Below are 19,125 nucleotides of genomic sequence, written 5' to 3'. Positions count from 1 at the left end.
TTGAATGAAGAGAGGAAGTAAGCGGCACTTATGACTTCTAAAGTGCCGAGCTTTTTGATTGAAGAGTTATATCGAGGATGTGAGTTATTCACGAGCTTAGGTATCGGAGGCATGCATTGCTTGAGAACGCCCATTTTCTTTGGCTTTATAAAGTGCCGCATCCGCTATTTTCACCATTTCTTTATGTGAAACGTCAATATCTGGATACGTAGAAACACCAGCAGAAATGCCTAGTTGACCAAGAGACAAGCCACGAACTTCAAGATGAAGCTCTCTAACACTTTCGATAATTCTATTGGTTAACTCTATCGTTTTCTCTTTAGAAAGATTAGGACAAATAACCGCAAACTCTTCACCACCTAAACGACATACTTCATTTCGTACGTTGCAGATGGATTTAAGCAAGCTTCCCAATTCTTTTAAGACATAATCACCGGCGTCATGGCCAAAGTTATCGTTAAACTGCTTAAAATGATCGAGATCGAGCATGATTATCGACAAAGGCATGGAGTCTTGACTTGCAATTAGCCATTCACTTTCGAGCTTATTCTCAAAATAACGTCGATTATATAAACCAGTGAGTGGATCTCGAAGTGCTTGAGAGCGAAGTTTGTCCTGCAAGCGGAGGTTGGAAAGTGCCAACCCTAAATGTTCAGCTAGAGTGTAAGCGAGCTGCTTAATGTCCTCGGATATCAGATTATGTGGGGAGTCAAAATATAAGTGGAATATTCCTACCGTATTGCCATGGGCCGTAAGTGGTATACACAGAGTCATATTTTGTTCATCAGCTTCACACATATGATGGCAGCTAAGACTGTGGTTATCATCTCTTGAAAGGTGAGATTGCCCTTTTCTCATTGCCCAGCAATCATCCGGTGAAAAAGATGTTGCCGCTGGCCAAGGCCCACCCCAATCAATTTCGATTTCCAACAAATTGCGAGACTCTCGCATGATAGAGACACAGCCGTTAATATCTCCCAATATTCGAGGCACGATATCTTCTACCACCTGCTGAGCCTCACTAATTGTGGTACATGCAGCCAACATATTGGCGAGTTGCCGCAATAGCTCTATTTCTCGAGTGCTCTTGTTAATTCGAACCTCTTGCAGTTTCCTCTCTTCATTAATAACTTGAGTTATCTTTCTCTGGCTATACCAAGATGAGGCTATCAACACTCCCATTGAACAAATCATCAATAGATAAACAATGCCCCGTAAATCCTGAGACATGTTATGGATTGACGTCATTGGCATTGCGAGTCTCAGTATATAAACTGAACTGTGCTCTTCATGATGATCGAATTCGGTTAAGCTTGTATTACTTGGCAACACATCTCGATGGGGGCCTTCATGATCATGCCCATGTTTTTCGATTCCAGAATAGTTAATCGTATCATGCTCAGGATCGTCTATTTCTATGCGAGCAGCCACATAAAGAGTCTCTTGGCGACTAATGCTACTAAAACGCTTAGCGATACCTTTCCCGTCTGACAGTGCTAAAACTATCTCAGGACGTTGACCATAATTATCTAAATTGTACACTTCTCGTTTGGTCAATTTTGAATCGCCAAGTACCTTTCCACTTTCGTGGATAATCGTAAATCGGCGCTGGGTAGAGGATTGGGATAGATCACCTAAGAAGCTGTCGACTTCCGCGGGTGTAAGATCATAAAAATGGTATTTGTGTTCTTTAATCTCGTGATTCACATCGTTAAGCAATCCGAGCATATATTCGCTAACAATATCGGTTATCCAGTCGTCAAGCGTCCTATTGTATACATAGCCACCTACCAATATGGAAAGGCCTAACGCTACAACAGGTATATATTGAAACTTGCTAACGGGACGAGCTAGCATACATTCACCTTTTTAACTTACGCTCTTATAAGTCTAGTCTGTAATTAGGAAAACTAAATGGAGACTAAGCTAAACGTTAAAAAGATGCTTATTTTTAAACAGCCACTGAAATGAAAATCTCAGTGGCTGTTGTTTTCGAAAGTCTATTCCCTCTCGATGCTAAAGTTTAAATTTTCCCACAATTTCAACTAATTGATGGTTAACACTCGCAATATTAGTGGCTTCTGAAAGCGCATCTTGGCCATTGCTTTCAAGCTCACTGACCATGTCATTAATTGCTGTCATATTCTTACTGGTTTCAAGCGTAACACTACTTTGTTGCTCAGATGCTGTTGCGATTTGTGAACTCAACTCATTAATATCAACGATTAAACTCGTCATGGTACTTAAGTTACTCGACACCTGAGATATGTCACTAACCGTTTTCTGACAACGCTCTTTTGTTCCATCCATCGCATTCACCACAGATTGATTTCCTTTAAGCAACGCGCCCAATGAGGTCTCAATCTCCAATGTACTGTCTTTAGTTCGACTCGCTAAGTTTCTCACTTCATCAGCGACAACAGCGAAACCACGCCCATGCTCTCCGGCGCGGGCCGCTTCGATTGCCGCATTTAACGCCAGTAGGTTGGTTTGCTCAGCAATAGACTCAATCACACTCAATATTGTGTTGATTCCTTTCGTTTCATCACTCATCGTTTGCACACTTACTGCCGTGCTATCCACATCATCCACGAGCGTGGTGACCGATTGTTGTGCCTGACTCATCGTCTCTTGTGACAACTTACCCGATTCGTTGGCTTTCTCAGTTATATGGGCGGTATTGACGGCATCGGTTGTCATCGATTCTGCTGTCGAATTCAATTCCTCAATTGCAGTCACAATTTGCTCTGTTTCTCTCGCATGTTTTTGCAAAATATCAGCATTATGCGTTGATTTAAGATTCAGCTCGTCCACGCTCTCCTGTAGGAGATTAGACGCGGCCTGGATTTCGTGCATCATCGACTGAAGACTTTCGATAAACACATTAATGCCCCCAGCAATCTCACCAAGGTCATCGTTTGTCTCAACATTCAAACGTAACGTCAGGTCACCATCACCACGTGAAAGCCCTAACACCATACGCTTTAACTCTAAAATGGGGCGATAAAGAAGCTGAATAATGAAAAAGGCAACAAGCACACTGATGATACAAGCACTTACTGTAAATATAATGGCGCCATTTCTAGCATCTTCTAATGAAGCAAATGCAACGGATTTATCCAAGCCAACCGTATAGCTCCAAATCTTACCTCCGACCATGATTCTTTTTGAGAACATCAACTTACCGATACCATCAAGTGTATACTCTTGAACGAGTACGTCTTCTTTTAACGTATTCAAGAGCTCAGATTTGATAAGTTCATGTTTCGCTCCAAACTCCCCAACTTTTAAGGAAGGTGAAGAAGAGGCCAGTATTTGAGAGTGTTCATCCATAACTAATGATACTGAGCCAGCAAGGGCTTTCGGGTCGTTAACCAACGATGAAAGAAAGTCTAAATTGAGGTCAGCATTAAACACGCCACCTTGAAACTGCTTGGTGATTGAAACAAGCGTGTAATCCTCGCCAGGTGGCGTATGAGGGTTACTAAGCTGAACGTTATTGCTTTTTAATGCCAATTGATACCAGGGCGCTAGTGTCGCATCACTTGCCGCTCGATGATTTATCCATGCTGGGTTACTAAATGTCGCGTAACCATCACCATTGCTAAACCCAATCAGAGCCGTTGCCATATTTAGAGACCCACCTATCAGCATGATGCGCTCTATATTGAGTTCAGCGCTTTGTTCTGCAGCATTGTGTGGTAATTCATCGACGATATTACTAACAGAATCGATCTTATCTTGTAAATAAGCCTCTATTTTTTCTCCCTGATTAATCGCGTAGGTTTGTGTGTTCTCGGTTATCATCCGAGTTAATAGCTTCGATTCATTCGAATAGGAAAAGTAGCTATATATTGAGAGAGAAATAGCGACAAGCGCCAAAATGGATATTAGCAAAAGGTTTTTAAAACCAAGATATTTCATTTCAAGTAGTCCTTGTTTACTTCAATCTAACAAGTATTAACATTAATTGAATAGTCACTAACTGCGATGTTGACATGGTTGAGATAGAACAATTAATGCTCTCTCAACGAGTACATCACTCCTTCTGATTTATAAGGCTGACTATTCCAACGTTAACGATAACCAGCTCTCAAATAACCAAGAATTAAAATCATAGTAGGTCTATCTACAGAATGAACAACGCCAGTCACATTTCTGAGATCACTAATTACCCCAGTCAACACTTAAATTGTTCTCGATCAATTTTGAGGTTGATTTTCAGATCTAGATTGCAAATTCTCATTAAATTCCGTCACCACCACGCTCTTCTCTAGATATGTGTAAATTAATATGAAATAAGTACAGATAGTACTTGCAGTTCTAACTCCTTACTCTAAAATGATAATAATTATCATTTGCATTGGCGATATTATGATCTCGACATCTTTTTCCGAAGTAACAAAACAATGGGCAAAAAATTCTCAAATACATTTGCGTTATAAACGATCTATTTTGCCCATATTATTGATCGCTCTACTTATCGCTGATCCCACTCGTGACATCATCATAAATACGTTAGCCGATGCATTTTGGGCCGTTTCAGCTTATGTTGCGTTTACTTTGGCGATTTACCACTACCTTTCAGCTTATATCAGCCAAGACAACCGTATCATTCGTCTATACAACCGCTCTCGCCGTTACCAAGTGCTATTCTCCGCACTTTTAGGCGCTCTTCCAGGTTGTGGTGGCGCTATAATAGTGACGACTCAATTTGTTAGCGGCCGAGTTGGGTTTGGCGCTATTGTTGCCGTTCTCACCTCAACCATGGGCGACGCTGCCTTTCTTCTTGTTGCAAGTGAACCTAAAACTGGTCTAGCAGTTATTGCTCTCGGTGTGATTGTCGGTGCTCTTTCTGGTTTTGCTGTTAATGCAATACACCAAGATGACTTTTTAAGACCACTCCAAAAAGTAGATGTCCAGTGCATCAAGACAAATGTTAGCCAGAATGCATTAGAGAAATCAGCAATGAATCTTCAAGGCAAGTTTTGGCAATTCATGCTTGTTCCCGCAACTGTCGTCGCTTTTCTAGGGTCATTTCAAATTGATCTCAATGAAGAATTGCACTTACCCGGGCAAACAATGGAATGGATAGGTGCTATAGCCATTATTATGTGCATGGTTTTTTGGGCGTTAACAAAAGAAATTAAAGATTATGAATCAAGTGTTTCAGAAGATAAAAAAGGGACGTCGTCACACCCGATACAAAAAACAGCTCAAGATACAAATTTTATAAGTGCGTGGGTCATTGGGGCTTTTCTTGCGTTCGAATTAACAACCGCCTTTTTGCACCTTGATCTTGCAGAACTGTTTTCCGGTTGGGGAATGTGGATGCCAATGATTGGATTACTCGTGGGGTTATTACCGGGGTGTGGTCCTCAGATTTTGGTAACCAGTATGTATCTATCTGGTGCTGTACCAATGTCGACACAACTGTCGAATTCAATATCAAATGATGGCGATGCTCTTTTTCCCGCCATTGCTCTTGCACCAAAAGCAGCACTATATGCAACGTTCTACTCTGCGATCCCAGCCTTTATTGTCGGTTACGGGTATTATTTTTTGTTTGAGCTTTAATTTAGAGACGCTCACTATGGTGATTTATCATAGTGAGCATTAATTAACTCAGACAAAATTGTTATTCTATTGATGAAAAATAAATTCTATTTTTGCCTAGCGCTTTGGCTTTATACATCGCCATATCAGCGGACTTCATAATCTCATCCACTTGCATTCCATGAGCAGGGAATATTGCAATCCCAGCACTACCGGTTAACGACAGTTCAACATTACCTTGAAATGAATACGTCGAGAATACCTCATCAAATAGACCTTTAATCATGTTCTCAACATCATTAATACTTGATATGTTCTGTATCAATATAACAAATTCATCACCACCTAACCTTGCAGGAATAATATCAGGTAACGCATTGAAATAACTAAGAAGATCATCATCATCACTCTGAATAGAAAAATACTCAGACAAGCGCATGGCGAATTTAGACAACAAATCATCACCAATTTTATGACCATAGTTATCATTCACCAGCTTGAAATCATCAAAATCGATAAAAACAAAAGCTCCACTCGACTTCGATTCTGTCATCTTAGAAAGTGCTTGTTCAGAGAGTTGACGGAAGTAATTTCTATTTGGAAGGTTGGTCTGGCCGTCAAAATAGGCCAATTTTGAAATCTCGCGCTCTTTTACCTCAATGTTATTCATCATCAAAATGAAAGAACTTTTTAGATCTCGTATTTCAACTGGCATGATACTCGAGGTATCTACGTTCAGAGCCGTTTTGGAATCGCCTCTCTCGATACGTTTAATCGTTGTGATTAGCTGCTCAAGCGGTTTGATCAATATCATTGAAACAGGGATCGTAATCAATAAAGCAAGACCTAGCCCCAATAGCATCACGAAAATCGCTGTTTCATCGATATTTTGGGCTTTGTTTTCCAATTCCAAGATTGGCTGAGGTACCATCACGCCCCACTTAGCATTCGCGACTGTGGTATATCCGGCTATCATATCGCCCTTTAGAGCAGGAGAATAAAACAACTCCACACCCGTTTTACCTTCCAACATCTTCTGCACTGAGCTGATCATTGAAATGTTCTTGCGTTCTTTTATCCAAGAGTCGAGCGGATGAGCTAATACATTTCCTGCTTGGTCTACAATTGCAGCATGGCCTTTCTCACCAAACGCCACTTTCTTACCCATGGCAACAACGTATTTTGTGGACAAATACGCTAGCATCAATTTATCTTCTTGATGCTTTACTACGAGGAAAATTGGGCCGCTATCAATACTGGGATCTTCTGTAACAGTAGAGACTTTAACCCCTTGTTCTTCAGCGGTATTTTGAGCAAGAAGCAGAATGTCATTGCTGATAGTAGCTGGGCATTCAAGGTTGGGATGGAATACACAGTGATCGACTTTTCCTTGGGAATCGACAACCGCAACCATGGTAAACTCAAAACCAGAAAGAAGATTATTCAAGCCTTCTTTCCCTAGTTTTTCATCTGATTCAGGATCAAGAATTTCAAATACACTTGTCACATCTTGATAATAGCGTTCAAATGCCGTAGAGAGATTTTTCGCGATAACTAAGTGTCGATCTTTAACATCATCTATTTCAGATTCAAGCGCCTTTGAATATGGCCACATCCAAAATAGAGTGGTCGGAACTATGGCAATTAAAATAAAAATAAAAACGAACATGTACCGGAGCTTCATTTTAATTACCTTTCCTAAAAACACATCTCAGCCGATATTATTATTAGCTAATGTCACGCCATCCATATGAAATTGATGGATTATTTGTGCAGAATACTATAATAGTAGACCTTAGTAGTAGAATAGCGAGAAACGGGAACAATTAAAACAAGGAGAACTATTTCAATGTTGAAAGCTTAGTTAAATGAGGGGTCAACCAGTCTTTTTGATTATTACTTTTTAAACGGCATAATCAATAAGTACCATAAGGATGCATGTTCTTTATTATCAGGAATATCTCGTTGACCAATTTCTAGATGCTCATCATCCAGCTCCGCTTTATCACAATAGCTACCAAAAATACGATCCCAAGCACTAATACTGAATCCAAAATTAGAATCACTTTCCTTACGCAGCTGACTATGATGGATGCGATGTACTTTTTGAGTAATGATCAGCCAGCTTAATGGGCGCTCAATCGCAGGCGCTAAGCGAATATTTGCATGATTAAATAAAGCAAAACCATTAAGCATCACTTCAAAGATCAATACGGCTTCCCACGGAATACCAAGCAGTAAAACCAATATCGCTTTATAAAATACACTTAGGGTAATTTCAATTGGATGGAAACGTAACCCTGAACTTACATCGATATGACTGTCCGCATGATGGACTTTATGTAACCGCCATAATACAGGGTTGGTATGGAACACTCTGTGCTGCCAATAGATAGCCATATCTAAAAGAACCACTGAGACTAAGCATATAAACCAAAAAGGTAGAGACATAACATTGAATAGCCCCCACCCATTTTGTGCTGCGAAAAGAGCAGCACCAACCGCACCAGCAGGCAGGGCAAATTTAGCGACAAACGAAGCAACAAAAATAAGTGAAAAGTTTCCCAGCCAACGAGTCGATGCTGAAAGCTTGGATTGGCGTGCTGGTCGCCACGCCTCTATAACCATCATCACTACAAGAACGGTCAAAAACACACCCAAACGTATCGATTGCTGAGACTCTAACATCATTGATTTTCTTGCTCTTTTATCGTGTTAAATCCACCGTAAATACGCGTTACTGTGGTAAATGCACACAACGACGCAAATACATACGCAAAAATGGAAAAATATTGAGGAAATAAACAGCAAAGCACAAACAGCATGATGGTTTCAAATCCTTCTGTCAGCCCTTGCATGTAATAAAAGCTCTTGTGCTTAAACTGAACTTTTTCGATATTAAATTTCTGCGCAACAATCGCGAACGCTAAAAAGCTTGAACCAGTCCCAACAAAACTTACCACAAGAACCAAAGCAGGCAGAGCAAACTGAGCCGGATCTGCCAAAGCAAAGCCCAATGGCACAAACGAATAAAACAGAAAATCTAAACAAATATCCAAATACCCCCCGGAAGAGGTAGCGGATTTTTGAGTTCGAGCTAACGCGCCATCTAAACCATCGAATATTCGATTGAGAACGATGAATAGCAGTGCGCTATACCACATTTGCATCGCCAACAGCGGAATTGCTATCAACCCAAATGCAAAGCCAACAACCGATACTTGATTTGGGCTGATACCGGCCTTATCGACAGGTTGAACAATCCTAACCAGAAATGGGTTGAGTAACGGCGTTATTCTCGCATCTAACATTGACTAACCTCCATAGAAGCAAAGTGCTCTTCATTTACCCTTAGTCGGTTAAAGTCGATGCCGTAGCAAGCATCGACTTGGTCTCTAAACCATTGAAAGTATTTATTTATGCCTGATCTTACTCTCCAGGCATAAAAATGGACAGTATAATTTGCTTGCACAGTAGCGCTAGTAGCTACCATGCAAACAAGTAATAACTGCTTATTTAACGTCATTTAATCCCCAATCATAATCAAGGTATTTTATTTTATACTTTTGCTCGTTGAGTGCCGCTGAATCAGCGCCAAGATCCTTTGCATAATCCGCTAGAAATACCTGTAGCGATCCGCTTTTGTCGGCAAAGTCTTTACCATACCATTTAAAAATTGATGATAGGTGTAAGGTATTTCCATCGAGATAGTTACGGCTGCTGTCCGATAGAAAGGAGTGTGTTTGTTCCTCCAATTGTGCGGACAACTCTTGCTCATTGTATGCTTCATTTCGTAATGCAGGGCATCCAATACTGGCGCAATTTACCGCAAAATGAATCCGCGGCTCGTCGAAGACCCCAGCTTCGCGAATCAAACCATGTTCAACGTCATCAAGGGAACGCTTTTCTCCAAGTAAAGAAACCACATCTTTACTCCAAGGAGATGAAAATACATTCCCAAGATCTTTGATTGAATCAAGATCAGGGTATTTCGTTAGAATAAATGACACTGTATTGGCGTTATAGCTGTTAATTAAAAATGCCAACTGTTTGTCTTTATTCCAAGCTTGGTATTGTTCTTGACTAACGGCTGCTAACGAGTCGATATAAGAATTTAGCTCAGCTTTGTCATTTGCAAACCCTTTATAATCTACCGCAGTACTCGCACCATTATTTATCTCTTTGATATGTTTATTCAGTAGAGAATCCCACTGTTCGTGCATTGCTTGAGCATTGCTGGCAAAAGCCAGCACGCTCATTACTAAAATTTTCTTCAACATAATTAACCTCGACGCCACGTATGGAACTTCTCAAGCCATTCAAGTACTTTTTCTGGAGCATGTGCGCGTTTCCACTCACCTGCTGTGTATTTTGCACCTTCTGCCCATGTTGGATACGCGTGAATCGTTCCTAATATTTTATTCATTCCAAGACCATGTTTCATGGCTAATACGAACTCAGCAATTAAATCACCAGCGTGTTCTGATACAATCGTAACACCCAAGATTTTATCTTTGCCTTTTGGTGTGATAACTCGGATGAATCCGGTTGTCGCACTTTCAGCAATTGCTCGGTCAAGTTCTTCGAATTGGAATGTCGTCACTTCGTAGTCGATTCCTTTCTCCTTAGCTTCACGCTCATTGATCCCAACACGTGCCACTTCTGGGTCAATAAAGGTTGTCCATGGAATCACTCGGTAATCTACTTTGAACTTTTTGAAGGTTCCAAATAAACCATTTACTGCGGCATACCATGCTTGGTGTGCAGCCACGTGAGTGAACTGATAAGGTCCAACAACATCGCCAGCAGCTAAAATATTCGGGAATTTCGTTTGTAGATATTCATTGGTTTCAAGTGTACGACCCGTTTCAATACCTAACTCTTCAAGACCGTAGCCCGTTAAGCGTGCTGCACGTCCCACTGCACAGATGATTTGGTCATACTCTAATGCTTGTTCAACACCATCCACTTCCACGATCAATTGCTTTTGGTCACCTGCAGTTTCAAAGCGCAATGCTTTAGTGCTCGTACGTACGTTGACACCACTAGCTTGTAACGTCGATAGTGCGAGTGCAGCGACATCATCATCTTCACGCCCCATAATTTGAGGGCCCATTTCAACCATGTCTACATTTGAACCTAGACGAGCGAAGCTTTGTGCAAGTTCACACCCGATAGGACCACCACCCAATACCACTAGACGTTTAGGTGCTTCATCAAGCTTGGCAAATTCATTCCATAAAGTATCAGAGGTAACATAGCCACTGTCTTCGATTCCTTGTAGAGGTGGAACAAATGGACGAGCACCTGTTGCGATAACGATAGTACGAGTCGTTAAACGCTGAACTTCACCCGTATTTAATGTGACTTCTACTGTCCACGGGTCAAGAATTTTCCCGTACCCTTTCAATACTTCAACACCTAAACCTTCATAACGTTCAACACTGTCGTGAGGAGCGATATCTGCAATAACTTGGTGTACTCGAGCAAATACCTTTTTGAAGTTCAGCTTAGGTTCAGTATCTTCCAAACCATAGCGACTGGCGTGGCGAACCTGCTGAGCAACCTTAGCACTCTTAATTAGTGCCTTTGATGGTACGCAACCGTAGTTCAAACAGTCACCGCCCATCTCTCCAGCTTCGAGTAATGTCACCTTTGCTTTTACAGCAGCGGCAATATAACTCGATACTAGACCACCAGCACCACCACCGAGAACAACCATGTCACGGTCAAATTTTTCAGGTTTTGTGTAACCTTGGTATACACGTCTACTTTGAATAGCATCTACAATCATTTTGGCAATCCATGGGAAAATGCCCAGTAGGGCGAATGAGAATAATAGCCCTGGAGATAGAATCCCCGATAGGCTGTCGATTTGAGCAAGTTGTGTCCCTGTGTTAACGAACACGAATGTTCCTGCTAGCATCCCTACTTGGCTAACCCAGTAGAAAGTACGAACTTTGATAGAGGTTAAACCCATCAATAAGTTAATCAGGAAGAATGGAAATATTGGTACTAAACGCAACGTAAAGAGGTAAAACGCACCCTGCTTTTCAACGCCCGCATTAATATTATGGAGTTTGTCACCGAAACGAGTCGTTACCCAGTCACGTAATACATAACGCGCAACCAAGAAAGCAAGTGTAGCGCCGACACTTGAAGCAAAGGACGCCAACAACAGCCCTTTCCATAAACCAAATAACGCTCCAGCGGCTAACGTCAAAATCGCAGCTCCTGGCAAGGAAAGTGCCGTCACAGCGACATAAACCACAAAGAACAACACCGCACTCAAGAATGGAGAATTCTCTATTCCTTGTTCTAACGTACTCATCGAGCCTTTCAGTCCTGATAACGTTAAATAATGGTGAAGATCGAGACCAAAAAACACCGCGATTAACGCGATAGCTAGGCCCAGTATCAATATTTTCTTGTTCATAAAATGACTCTTCTATTAAAAATGGGTTAAAGTGAAACGTAATATAAATTCTCTATTTTTTACGTTGCTTTCAATTAGACGGTGAAGAACGATGTTTATTACAGTTAATTAAAAATTATTTTTACAAATCATATAAATTCAAAACATCATCAACATAAATGCTTTACATTTTGGTACTGTTATAGCGAAAAGTTCCATATGAAGTATAGCTGCAATATGTTGATAATATTGACAATAAGAGTATTTACCACAAATAAGTAAGATGAATAATTGTAGCCTCATGCTAAATCACATCGAAAACCTCCAATGACAGACCGACTAACACTTAATTGACTTTAAAAGGAAAGTAGATGGACAAGCGCCAAATCGACACACCTAATTTAGATATAAATCAATTAGATACCCCGTTTCTAGCTCTAAATAAAATTAAATTTTTAGCCAATATACAAAGGCTGGATCTTCGTCTGAAACGTTTTGGTGTAACACTTCGTCCTCATCTAAAAACGGTTCGAAGTATTGATGCCGCAAATTGCATTTTGAAACACAAAACTGACCCCATTACCGTCTCAACTCTCGCAGAAGCAGAAAGTTTTGCGGCATCTGGATACTCTAATCAGGTCTATGCGGTAGGTATTTCTCCAACAAAGCTCAATAGAATCGAGGCGTTACGCGCGAAAGGCATTGATATTACATTGTTACTCGATAGCATTGAACAAGCTCAACTTGTTGCCCAATATTGTAACGTTCACCATTGCCAACTCCCTTGTCTCATTGAAATTGATAGTGATGATGTTAGAGCTGGCATTCGTCACGATGACCCTATGTTGCTCTCAATTGCGAGTCAACTCAATCAAACTCAGCCATTGCTCCGTGGTGTTCTTACCCATGCAGGAGGATCCTATAAATGCAAATCTGCTGAAGAAATCACGGCCATCGCTCATCAAGAGATTGAAGCCGTTGTCGCCGCCGTCAATATTCTCAAACATTCGGGTTTTTCGTGTGAAATCGTTAGCGTAGGTTCTACCCCAACAGCCTATTTTGCTGAACATTTCGAAGGCGTGAGTGAAGTACGTGCTGGGGTATATCATTTCTTCGACTTAGTCATGGCCGATTTGGGTGTTTGTCAGCTTGATGATATCGCATTAAGCGTAACCACATCGATCATCGGTCACAATCAACGAAAAGGATGGCTGATCGTCGATGCTGGTTGGACTGCATTATCTTCTGATGCTGGAAGTTCCGACATTCAAGGCTTTGGCGTCGTTGTTGATCAGCTCGGTCATATATACCCCGACTTAAGAGTAACAAAATTAAGTCAAGAACATGGCATCATTACCAATATTCATGGTGATGCTATCTCATTCAGTGATTTTCCAATTGGAAGCCGGCTGTCTATTTTACCCAATCATGCTTGCTCAATGGCGACCATGCACACTCATTACATAGTCACAGATCATAACTCAACCCAATTTGAGGTATGGCCTCGCATACAAGGTTGGTGATATTGACTTACTGACAAATAAAGAACAATCCTGGTCACATGAAACATTCACGCGATATCTTGAAAACCAGCAAGGAGATTATGAATACATAACCTTCGTAAAGATAAGTAAATTGCTCAAGTGAGCCTTGTGTCGATCACTATTTAATCGCATGCTGTTTTTATGAATTCTCACTTATGATATAGGTTTCAAAATGAAGACGTTACTGCTATTAACCCAGTTTGGCAGAAGCATTCATTTTCATGTCCTAATTTGGTGTCATTGACTCGCAAAAAAATTCGGAAAAAAAACTGATCATGAAAAAAACAACTAAACGTATTCTTACCGTTGCCATTGTCGTCGCTCTTCTCGGAGGCGGAGGAGCTTATTGGTACAGTTCAAAATCCGAACCGCCTATTTCATTCGCCACCGATATCGTACGAAAAGACGATATACAAAACACGGTGCTGGCTAATGGCATGTTGCAAGCGTCCAAACTCGTAAGCGTTGGCTCCCAAGTGTCGGGTCAAATTCTAAAAATTAACCCTTCATTAGGAGATGGGGTCAAGAAAGGAGACATTCTTGCTCAAATCGATAGTTTGACCCAAGAAAATGAACTCAAAGAAGCTCAAGCCTCACTTGCCAGTTTGCGAGCGCAATATGAAGCAAAACAAGCTGAGATTCACCAGTATCAACAAACCTTCAATCGTCAAAAAGCCATGTTTGCGGATAATGCGAGCTCTCTATCCGATTATGAATCTGCCCAGTCTAATTTGGCGATATCTAAAGCTGAACTCAAGCAACTTGCCGCCCAAATCGACCAAGCAATAATCAGTGTTGACTCGGCCAAATTGGATCTGAGCTACACCACTATCATTGCTCCAATGGATGGTACTGTCGTCTATATTGCTGTCGAAGCTGGTCAAACCGTAAACGCCAGTCAAAACACTCCAACAATTGTTGAACTCGCTGAGCTTAATATGATGACCGTAAAGTCTGAAATCTCCGAAGCGGATGTGATCAATGTCGAACCCGGTCAACCCGTCGAGTTTACAATTCTGGGGCAACCGAATCACAAGTACAAAGCGACGCTTCGTGCCATTGAGCCTGGCCCTACCTCGATGGATGGGGACGACAGTGATATGACATCCGATGATTCAGATGCCATTTATTACAATGGATTATTCGATATTGAGAACCCAAGAGGAAAGCTGCGTATTGGCATGACCGCTCAAGTCTCGATCATCGTTGACCAATCAAAAGGTGCATTAGTCATCCCAGCACAAGTTCTTCAAAAAATTCCTAAGCGTGGGTACTACCGTGTACCGATCCTCGTCAACGACCAAGTCGAATATAAAGAGGTAAAAGTCGGAATCAACAACAAAGTGAATGCTGAAATTATCGAAGGCTTGTCCGAAGGTGACGAAATTGTTCTTGGTGATTCGAATGGAAGTACCACCGTGCCTAGACGTTTCAAACGTTCACCGATGGGAATCTAACCCATGTCTGACACGCTATTAGAACTCAAAGGTGTATGCCGTTCATTCCTCGCCGGAGACCAAGAACTTACGGTATTGAATGACGTAGATCTCTCAATTAGACGCGGCGAAATGGTTGCCATCATTGGTACATCAGGGTCAGGAAAGTCGACACTGATGAACATTCTAGGCTGCCTCGATAAACCGTCTAAAGGGCGCTACTTTATCAATGGTCAAGATACGTCCACGATGGAAAACGATGCACTCGCCAAACTACGTCGTGAATACTTCGGCTTTATATTTCAACGTTATCACCTGCTGAGCGATCTCGATGCAATTGGTAATGTCGAAGTTCCTGCCATTTATACCGGCGAAGACAGTGCCAATCGAAGGGGAAGATCCAAGCACTTACTAAGTCGCCTTGGGTTAGCCGATCGCTTAGACCATCGCCCTAGTGAGCTTAGTGGTGGTCAACAGCAACGAGTCAGTGTCGCACGCGCACTTATCAATGGCGGCGATGTAATCCTTGCTGATGAACCAACAGGAGCATTAGACAGCAAGAGCGGCGAAGAAATGCTGCAATTGCTTCAAGAACTCAATAATGAAGGTCACACCATTATTATCGTCACGCACGATAAACACGTAGCGGAATTTGCTGATCGAGTTATCGAAATCAAAGACGGGTTAATCATTAGTGACACCCAAAAAGAAGATACTGAGCTAACCAACGTTTCCAAGCCTACTAACCAAACTACAACAAATAACACCCGTTTTGGGTGGGATCGCTACCTAGAAGCGCTAAAAATGGCGCTATTAGCCATGTCCAGCCATCGATTGCGAACATTTCTCACCATGTTAGGCATTATCATTGGTATTGCGTCGGTGGTGTCTGTAGTAGCTTTGGGTGAAGGCTCGCAGCAAGCAATTTTAAAAAACATCAGTTCTATGGGCACCAACACCATTGATATACGACCGGGGAAAGGGTTTGGTGATCGGCGCTCTGGACGGGTAAAAACATTATTACCCAGTGACGCAACGGCTCTCACATCACTGCCCTTCGTCGATAGTGTCACTCCGTCAGTGAGTACCAATGTGACTATCCGTTATACCAATCAAGCGGTTACCGCAGGTGTGAATGGCGTCGGCCCTGACTACTTCCGGGTTAAGGGTTATACGTTAGCCAGTGGACAATATTTTGATGATTCCAGCGTCGAAACACTAGCCCAGCAAGTTGTGATTGACTACAACACCAATAAAGAGCTCTTTCCAAAAAGTAACGCGATTGGTGAAATCATTTTCCTTGGCGACCTACCTGTACGTATTATCGGCGTGACAAAAAAGTATGAAAGTACCTTTGGCAGTAACGATTCTTTGCGGGTTTGGGTGCCCTATACTACGGTATCGGGACGTATGATGGGGCAACACTATCTCGATAGCATTACCGTTCGTGTCGATGACCAATCATCAAGCAGCGCCTCGGAACAAGCCCTTGTTAACTTGCTCAAAATGCGTCATGGCATACAAGATTTCTTTACCATCAATACCGATACTATCCGCCAAAATATTGAAAAAACCACCGCAACGATGACGCTGCTTATCTCTGCAATTGCGGTAATTTCTTTGATTGTCGGCGGGATTGGTGTAATGAATATTATGTTGGTATCAGTAACAGAACGCACCAAAGAAATTGGCGTGCGAATGGCAGTGGGTGCGAGACAAAGTGACATCTTACGTCAATTTCTCATCGAAGCCGTTTTAGTCTGTTTATGCGGAGGAGTATTGGGCATCGGCCTTGCGTACCTCATTGGCATGATATTCCAATATACCGGTGGCAGTTTCCAAATGATTTACTCAACCACTTCTATCGTTGTGGCATTCTTATGTTCGACGCTTATTGGTGTTCTATTTGGCTTCTTACCTGCACGAAGCGCCGCTCGACTCGATCCGGTAGAAGCATTATCAAGAGATTAACCCATGAATAAAAATAACAAGCTTACGATAAAGTTAGGTTTAGTCGGCTTAAGTTCGATTCTCATGATTGGGTGCAGCTCAACTCCCGAACACATGACAGTGGAAGAAGTCACGACAATACCAGAGCATTGGGCCGTTGAAAGTAACCCTGTAACACATATCGACCCTTGGTGGCTGAAGTTCAACGATCCCAAATTAACAGAATTGATTAACACAGTACTCAAGGAAAATGATGACCTTGCCCTTGCGACACTGACATTGCGAATAGCACGATTGAATGCCGGTTTAACCTCGAGTGATAAATACCCGCAGATTTCATCCAGCATCGATGGGTCCAAAAGCATCGGATTAAGTTCTGGCAATACATCAAATCGCTATGCCGCCGATGTATCACTGAGCTATGAACTCGATCTTTGGGGACGAGTGTCCTCAGAAATAGAAGCCGATCAATGGTTAGCAATGGCAAGTGCCGAGGATAGAGAAAGTACCGCTCAATCACTCGTTGCAACCAGTGCATCTCTGTACTGGCAAATTGGCTATTTAAACACTCGAATTACACTGAGCGATAAAAGCGTAGATTACGCACGTCAAACGCTCGCTCTCACGGAAAAACAATACCGCTCGGGTGCCGTTTCCCAACTTAATGTATTGGAGTCCAAACGTAATCTAGCGGGACAAGAAGCCAACCATAGTGAACTGCTTCAACAACGTGTTGAAGCCTCTAACTCATTGGCTTTCCTACTTAAACAGACGCCAGAAAACACATTACAGTTTGTCGATACTTTGTCGACGGCTGAGTTACCCGAAATAACAGCTGGATTACCCGCGGATATTCTAGCTCGTCGCCCGGATGTAAAAGCGGCACTTTACGAATTAAAGTCGGCACTTTCCGATGAAAAAGCGACAACAACCGCCTATTTCCCAACCCTGACATTGACGGGCTCAATCAGTGATAGCAGCACAAGTCTTAGTGAACTGTTGACGGATCCACTCGGAACATTAGGGGCCAGCTTGGCGTTGCCATTCTTACAATGGAATGAACTGAAGCTCAATCAAGAAATCAGCCAGTTAGAAACTCAAGCGGCTTTGATCACTTATCGTCAAACGCTCTACAGTGCCTTTGAAGATGTGAATAATGCATTGTCTGCTCGTTCACACTATCAATATCAAGGGATAAAACTTGATGAACAATACCAAGCTGCGCAGGCCGCCGAGCGGATCTACGCAAGTCAATATCGGCACGGGGCAGTCAGTATTCAAGATTGGTTAGATGCCCAAGAAACATTACGTGAAGCGGAAGAAAGCCTACTTGAAAACCACTATAATCAATACAATGTTCAAGCAACTTTGTATCAAGCCCTTGGCGGAAGGGATATCGCTCCACAAGTCTCCACCGAGTAAACGATCGCCTCAGCCGAACACCACTTTCGGCTTCCCTTTTATCTTATTTTTCGAATTCACAATTAAGTGCTTGATTTAGATCACACTTTGTACGTATAAATAGAGTTCGGTTTTCACACGATGAACGTATATATGGATATATCTGTTTTATTGGTCTTTATACCAACCTTTTTCTTTGTTTCTGCCACTCCAGGAATGTGCATGACTCTTGCTCTCACACTAGGGATGACCATTGGTGTGCGTAAAAGTATGTATATGATGGCCGGTGAGCTTATTGGTGTTGGACTCGTCGCAAGTGCCGCCATTATTGGCGTTGCCGCTATCTTGTTAAACCACCCGCAAATATTTCTGCTATTAAAAACGGCTGGCGCAGCGTATCTATTTTACCTTGGCACTCAAATGTGGCGTTCACGAGGAAAACTGGCGATCCCAGAAGATTTAGACGCAAAACTCGAGCCCTCTTTCTATAGCTTAGCGAATCAAGGTTTTATTACTGCGATTGCAAACCCGAAAGGGTGGGCATTTTTTATTGCACTATTACCTCCCTTTATCCAAACAGATCGTGCGTTACTACCTCAAGCCAGCATATTAATTAGTATTATTCTGTTGTTTGAATTCATCTGTTTAATGCTTTATGCCACAGGTGGACAAACCTTACGAAAAGCACTTCTCAACAAAAATAACGTTGTATTGATGAATCGAATTTCAGGAACGTTAATGATGGGCGTTGGTGTGTGGCTGGCATTAGGGTAAGTCTTAGGGAACTATAGACTAACGCAGCTAGAAAATACCCTATGGTCAT

General features: G+C 42.0%; 13 protein-coding genes. 6 read left to right on the top strand and 7 right to left on the bottom strand.

Features of this window, described 5'->3' with window-relative positions:
- Nucleotides 1–96: 96 nt before the first annotated feature.
- Together ACXJY6_RS10680 and ACXJY6_RS10675 are read right to left on the bottom strand one after the other, a co-directional pair.
- The gene (locus ACXJY6_RS10680) at nucleotides 97–1,857 is read right to left on the bottom strand and encodes a sensor domain-containing diguanylate cyclase (protein ID WP_458768315.1); all 1,761 of its coding nucleotides are present in this window, start codon (nucleotides 1,855–1,857) and stop codon (nucleotides 97–99) included.
- 159 nt (nucleotides 1,858–2,016) lie between these two features.
- Complete coding sequence (locus tag ACXJY6_RS10675) at nucleotides 2,017–3,924, bottom strand: methyl-accepting chemotaxis protein (RefSeq protein WP_458768314.1); 1,908 nt, start codon at nucleotides 3,922–3,924, stop codon at nucleotides 2,017–2,019.
- A gap of 450 nt (nucleotides 3,925–4,374) precedes the next feature.
- Between ACXJY6_RS10675 and ACXJY6_RS10670 the strand changes: the two genes are divergently transcribed.
- Entirely contained in the window at nucleotides 4,375–5,577 is a 1,203-nt protein-coding gene (locus tag ACXJY6_RS10670) for a putative manganese transporter (protein ID WP_458768313.1), read from the top strand.
- Nucleotides 5,578–5,638: 61 nt separating this feature from the next.
- On the opposite strand, the gene ACXJY6_RS10665 is transcribed toward ACXJY6_RS10670, so the two are convergent.
- The 5 genes from ACXJY6_RS10665 to ACXJY6_RS10645 form a co-directional block, all read right to left on the bottom strand.
- Complete coding sequence (locus tag ACXJY6_RS10665) at nucleotides 5,639–7,240, bottom strand: diguanylate cyclase domain-containing protein (protein ID WP_458768312.1); 1,602 nt, start codon at nucleotides 7,238–7,240, stop codon at nucleotides 5,639–5,641.
- Between the two features lie 212 nt (nucleotides 7,241–7,452).
- Nucleotides 7,453–8,247, bottom strand: coding sequence for a sterol desaturase family protein (locus tag ACXJY6_RS10660; protein WP_456050222.1), 795 nt, complete (start codon nucleotides 8,245–8,247; stop codon nucleotides 7,453–7,455).
- A complete protein-coding gene (locus ACXJY6_RS10655; protein ID WP_458768311.1) occupies nucleotides 8,244–8,867 on the bottom strand; it encodes a CDP-alcohol phosphatidyltransferase family protein in 624 nt (207 codons plus the stop codon). Before ACXJY6_RS10655 ends, ACXJY6_RS10660 begins: the two co-directional genes overlap by 4 nt.
- 201 nt (nucleotides 8,868–9,068) lie before the next feature.
- Entirely contained in the window at nucleotides 9,069–9,836 is a 768-nt protein-coding gene (locus ACXJY6_RS10650; protein WP_458768310.1) for a DUF547 domain-containing protein, read from the bottom strand.
- 2 nt (nucleotides 9,837–9,838) lie between these two features.
- Nucleotides 9,839–11,992: a dihydrolipoyl dehydrogenase family protein gene (locus tag ACXJY6_RS10645; protein ID WP_458768309.1), complete on the bottom strand. Its 2,154-nt coding sequence runs from the start codon at nucleotides 11,990–11,992 to the stop codon at nucleotides 9,839–9,841.
- Nucleotides 11,993–12,342: 350 nt separating this feature from the next.
- Here ACXJY6_RS10645 and ACXJY6_RS10640 point away from each other — a divergent pair, with 350 nt between their 5' ends.
- The 5 genes from ACXJY6_RS10640 to ACXJY6_RS10620 all read left to right on the top strand — a co-directional run bounded on the left by ACXJY6_RS10640 (nucleotide 12,343) and on the right by ACXJY6_RS10620 (nucleotide 19,076).
- Nucleotides 12,343–13,494 carry an alanine racemase gene (locus ACXJY6_RS10640; protein ID WP_458768308.1) on the top strand — a complete coding sequence of 384 codons (1,152 nt, stop codon included), beginning with the start codon at nucleotides 12,343–12,345 and terminating at the stop codon, nucleotides 13,492–13,494.
- Between the two features lie 296 nt (nucleotides 13,495–13,790).
- Complete coding sequence (locus ACXJY6_RS10635; RefSeq protein WP_458768307.1) at nucleotides 13,791–14,972, top strand: efflux RND transporter periplasmic adaptor subunit; 1,182 nt, start codon at nucleotides 13,791–13,793, stop codon at nucleotides 14,970–14,972.
- Between the two features lie 3 nt (nucleotides 14,973–14,975).
- A complete protein-coding gene (locus ACXJY6_RS10630; protein ID WP_458768306.1) occupies nucleotides 14,976–16,922 on the top strand; it encodes a MacB family efflux pump subunit in 1,947 nt (648 codons plus the stop codon).
- Between the two features lie 3 nt (nucleotides 16,923–16,925).
- Nucleotides 16,926–18,323: an efflux transporter outer membrane subunit gene (locus ACXJY6_RS10625; protein WP_458768305.1), complete on the top strand. Its 1,398-nt coding sequence runs from the start codon at nucleotides 16,926–16,928 to the stop codon at nucleotides 18,321–18,323.
- Nucleotides 18,324–18,443: 120 nt separating this feature from the next.
- The gene (locus ACXJY6_RS10620) at nucleotides 18,444–19,076 is read left to right on the top strand and encodes a LysE family translocator (RefSeq protein ID WP_456050214.1); all 633 of its coding nucleotides are present in this window, start codon (nucleotides 18,444–18,446) and stop codon (nucleotides 19,074–19,076) included.
- The last annotated feature ends 49 nt before the right edge of the window (nucleotides 19,077–19,125 follow it).

The organism is Vibrio phycocola, assembly GCF_054404255.1.
This window is presented reverse-complemented; position numbering and strand designations above follow the sequence as displayed.

Bases quoted from the DNA above. Each gene is read 5' to 3' on its own strand.
- ACXJY6_RS10680 (WP_458768315.1), bottom strand. From the start codon at position 1,857: ATGCTAGCTCGTCCCGTTAGCAAGTTTCAATATATACCTGTTGTAGCG.
- ACXJY6_RS10675 (WP_458768314.1), bottom strand. From the start codon at position 3,924: ATGAAATATCTTGGTTTTAAAAACCTTTTGCTAATATCCATTTTGGCG.
- ACXJY6_RS10670 (WP_458768313.1), top strand. From the start codon at position 4,375: ATGATCTCGACATCTTTTTCCGAAGTAACAAAACAATGGGCAAAAAAT.
- ACXJY6_RS10665 (WP_458768312.1), bottom strand. From the start codon at position 7,240: ATGAAGCTCCGGTACATGTTCGTTTTTATTTTTATTTTAATTGCCATA.
- ACXJY6_RS10660 (WP_456050222.1), bottom strand. From the start codon at position 8,247: ATGATGTTAGAGTCTCAGCAATCGATACGTTTGGGTGTGTTTTTGACC.
- ACXJY6_RS10655 (WP_458768311.1), bottom strand. From the start codon at position 8,867: ATGTTAGATGCGAGAATAACGCCGTTACTCAACCCATTTCTGGTTAGG.
- ACXJY6_RS10650 (WP_458768310.1), bottom strand. From the start codon at position 9,836: ATGTTGAAGAAAATTTTAGTAATGAGCGTGCTGGCTTTTGCCAGCAAT.
- ACXJY6_RS10645 (WP_458768309.1), bottom strand. From the start codon at position 11,992: ATGAACAAGAAAATATTGATACTGGGCCTAGCTATCGCGTTAATCGCG.
- ACXJY6_RS10640 (WP_458768308.1), top strand. From the start codon at position 12,343: ATGGACAAGCGCCAAATCGACACACCTAATTTAGATATAAATCAATTA.
- ACXJY6_RS10635 (WP_458768307.1), top strand. From the start codon at position 13,791: ATGAAAAAAACAACTAAACGTATTCTTACCGTTGCCATTGTCGTCGCT.
- ACXJY6_RS10630 (WP_458768306.1), top strand. From the start codon at position 14,976: ATGTCTGACACGCTATTAGAACTCAAAGGTGTATGCCGTTCATTCCTC.
- ACXJY6_RS10625 (WP_458768305.1), top strand. From the start codon at position 16,926: ATGAATAAAAATAACAAGCTTACGATAAAGTTAGGTTTAGTCGGCTTA.
- ACXJY6_RS10620 (WP_456050214.1), top strand. From the start codon at position 18,444: ATGAACGTATATATGGATATATCTGTTTTATTGGTCTTTATACCAACC.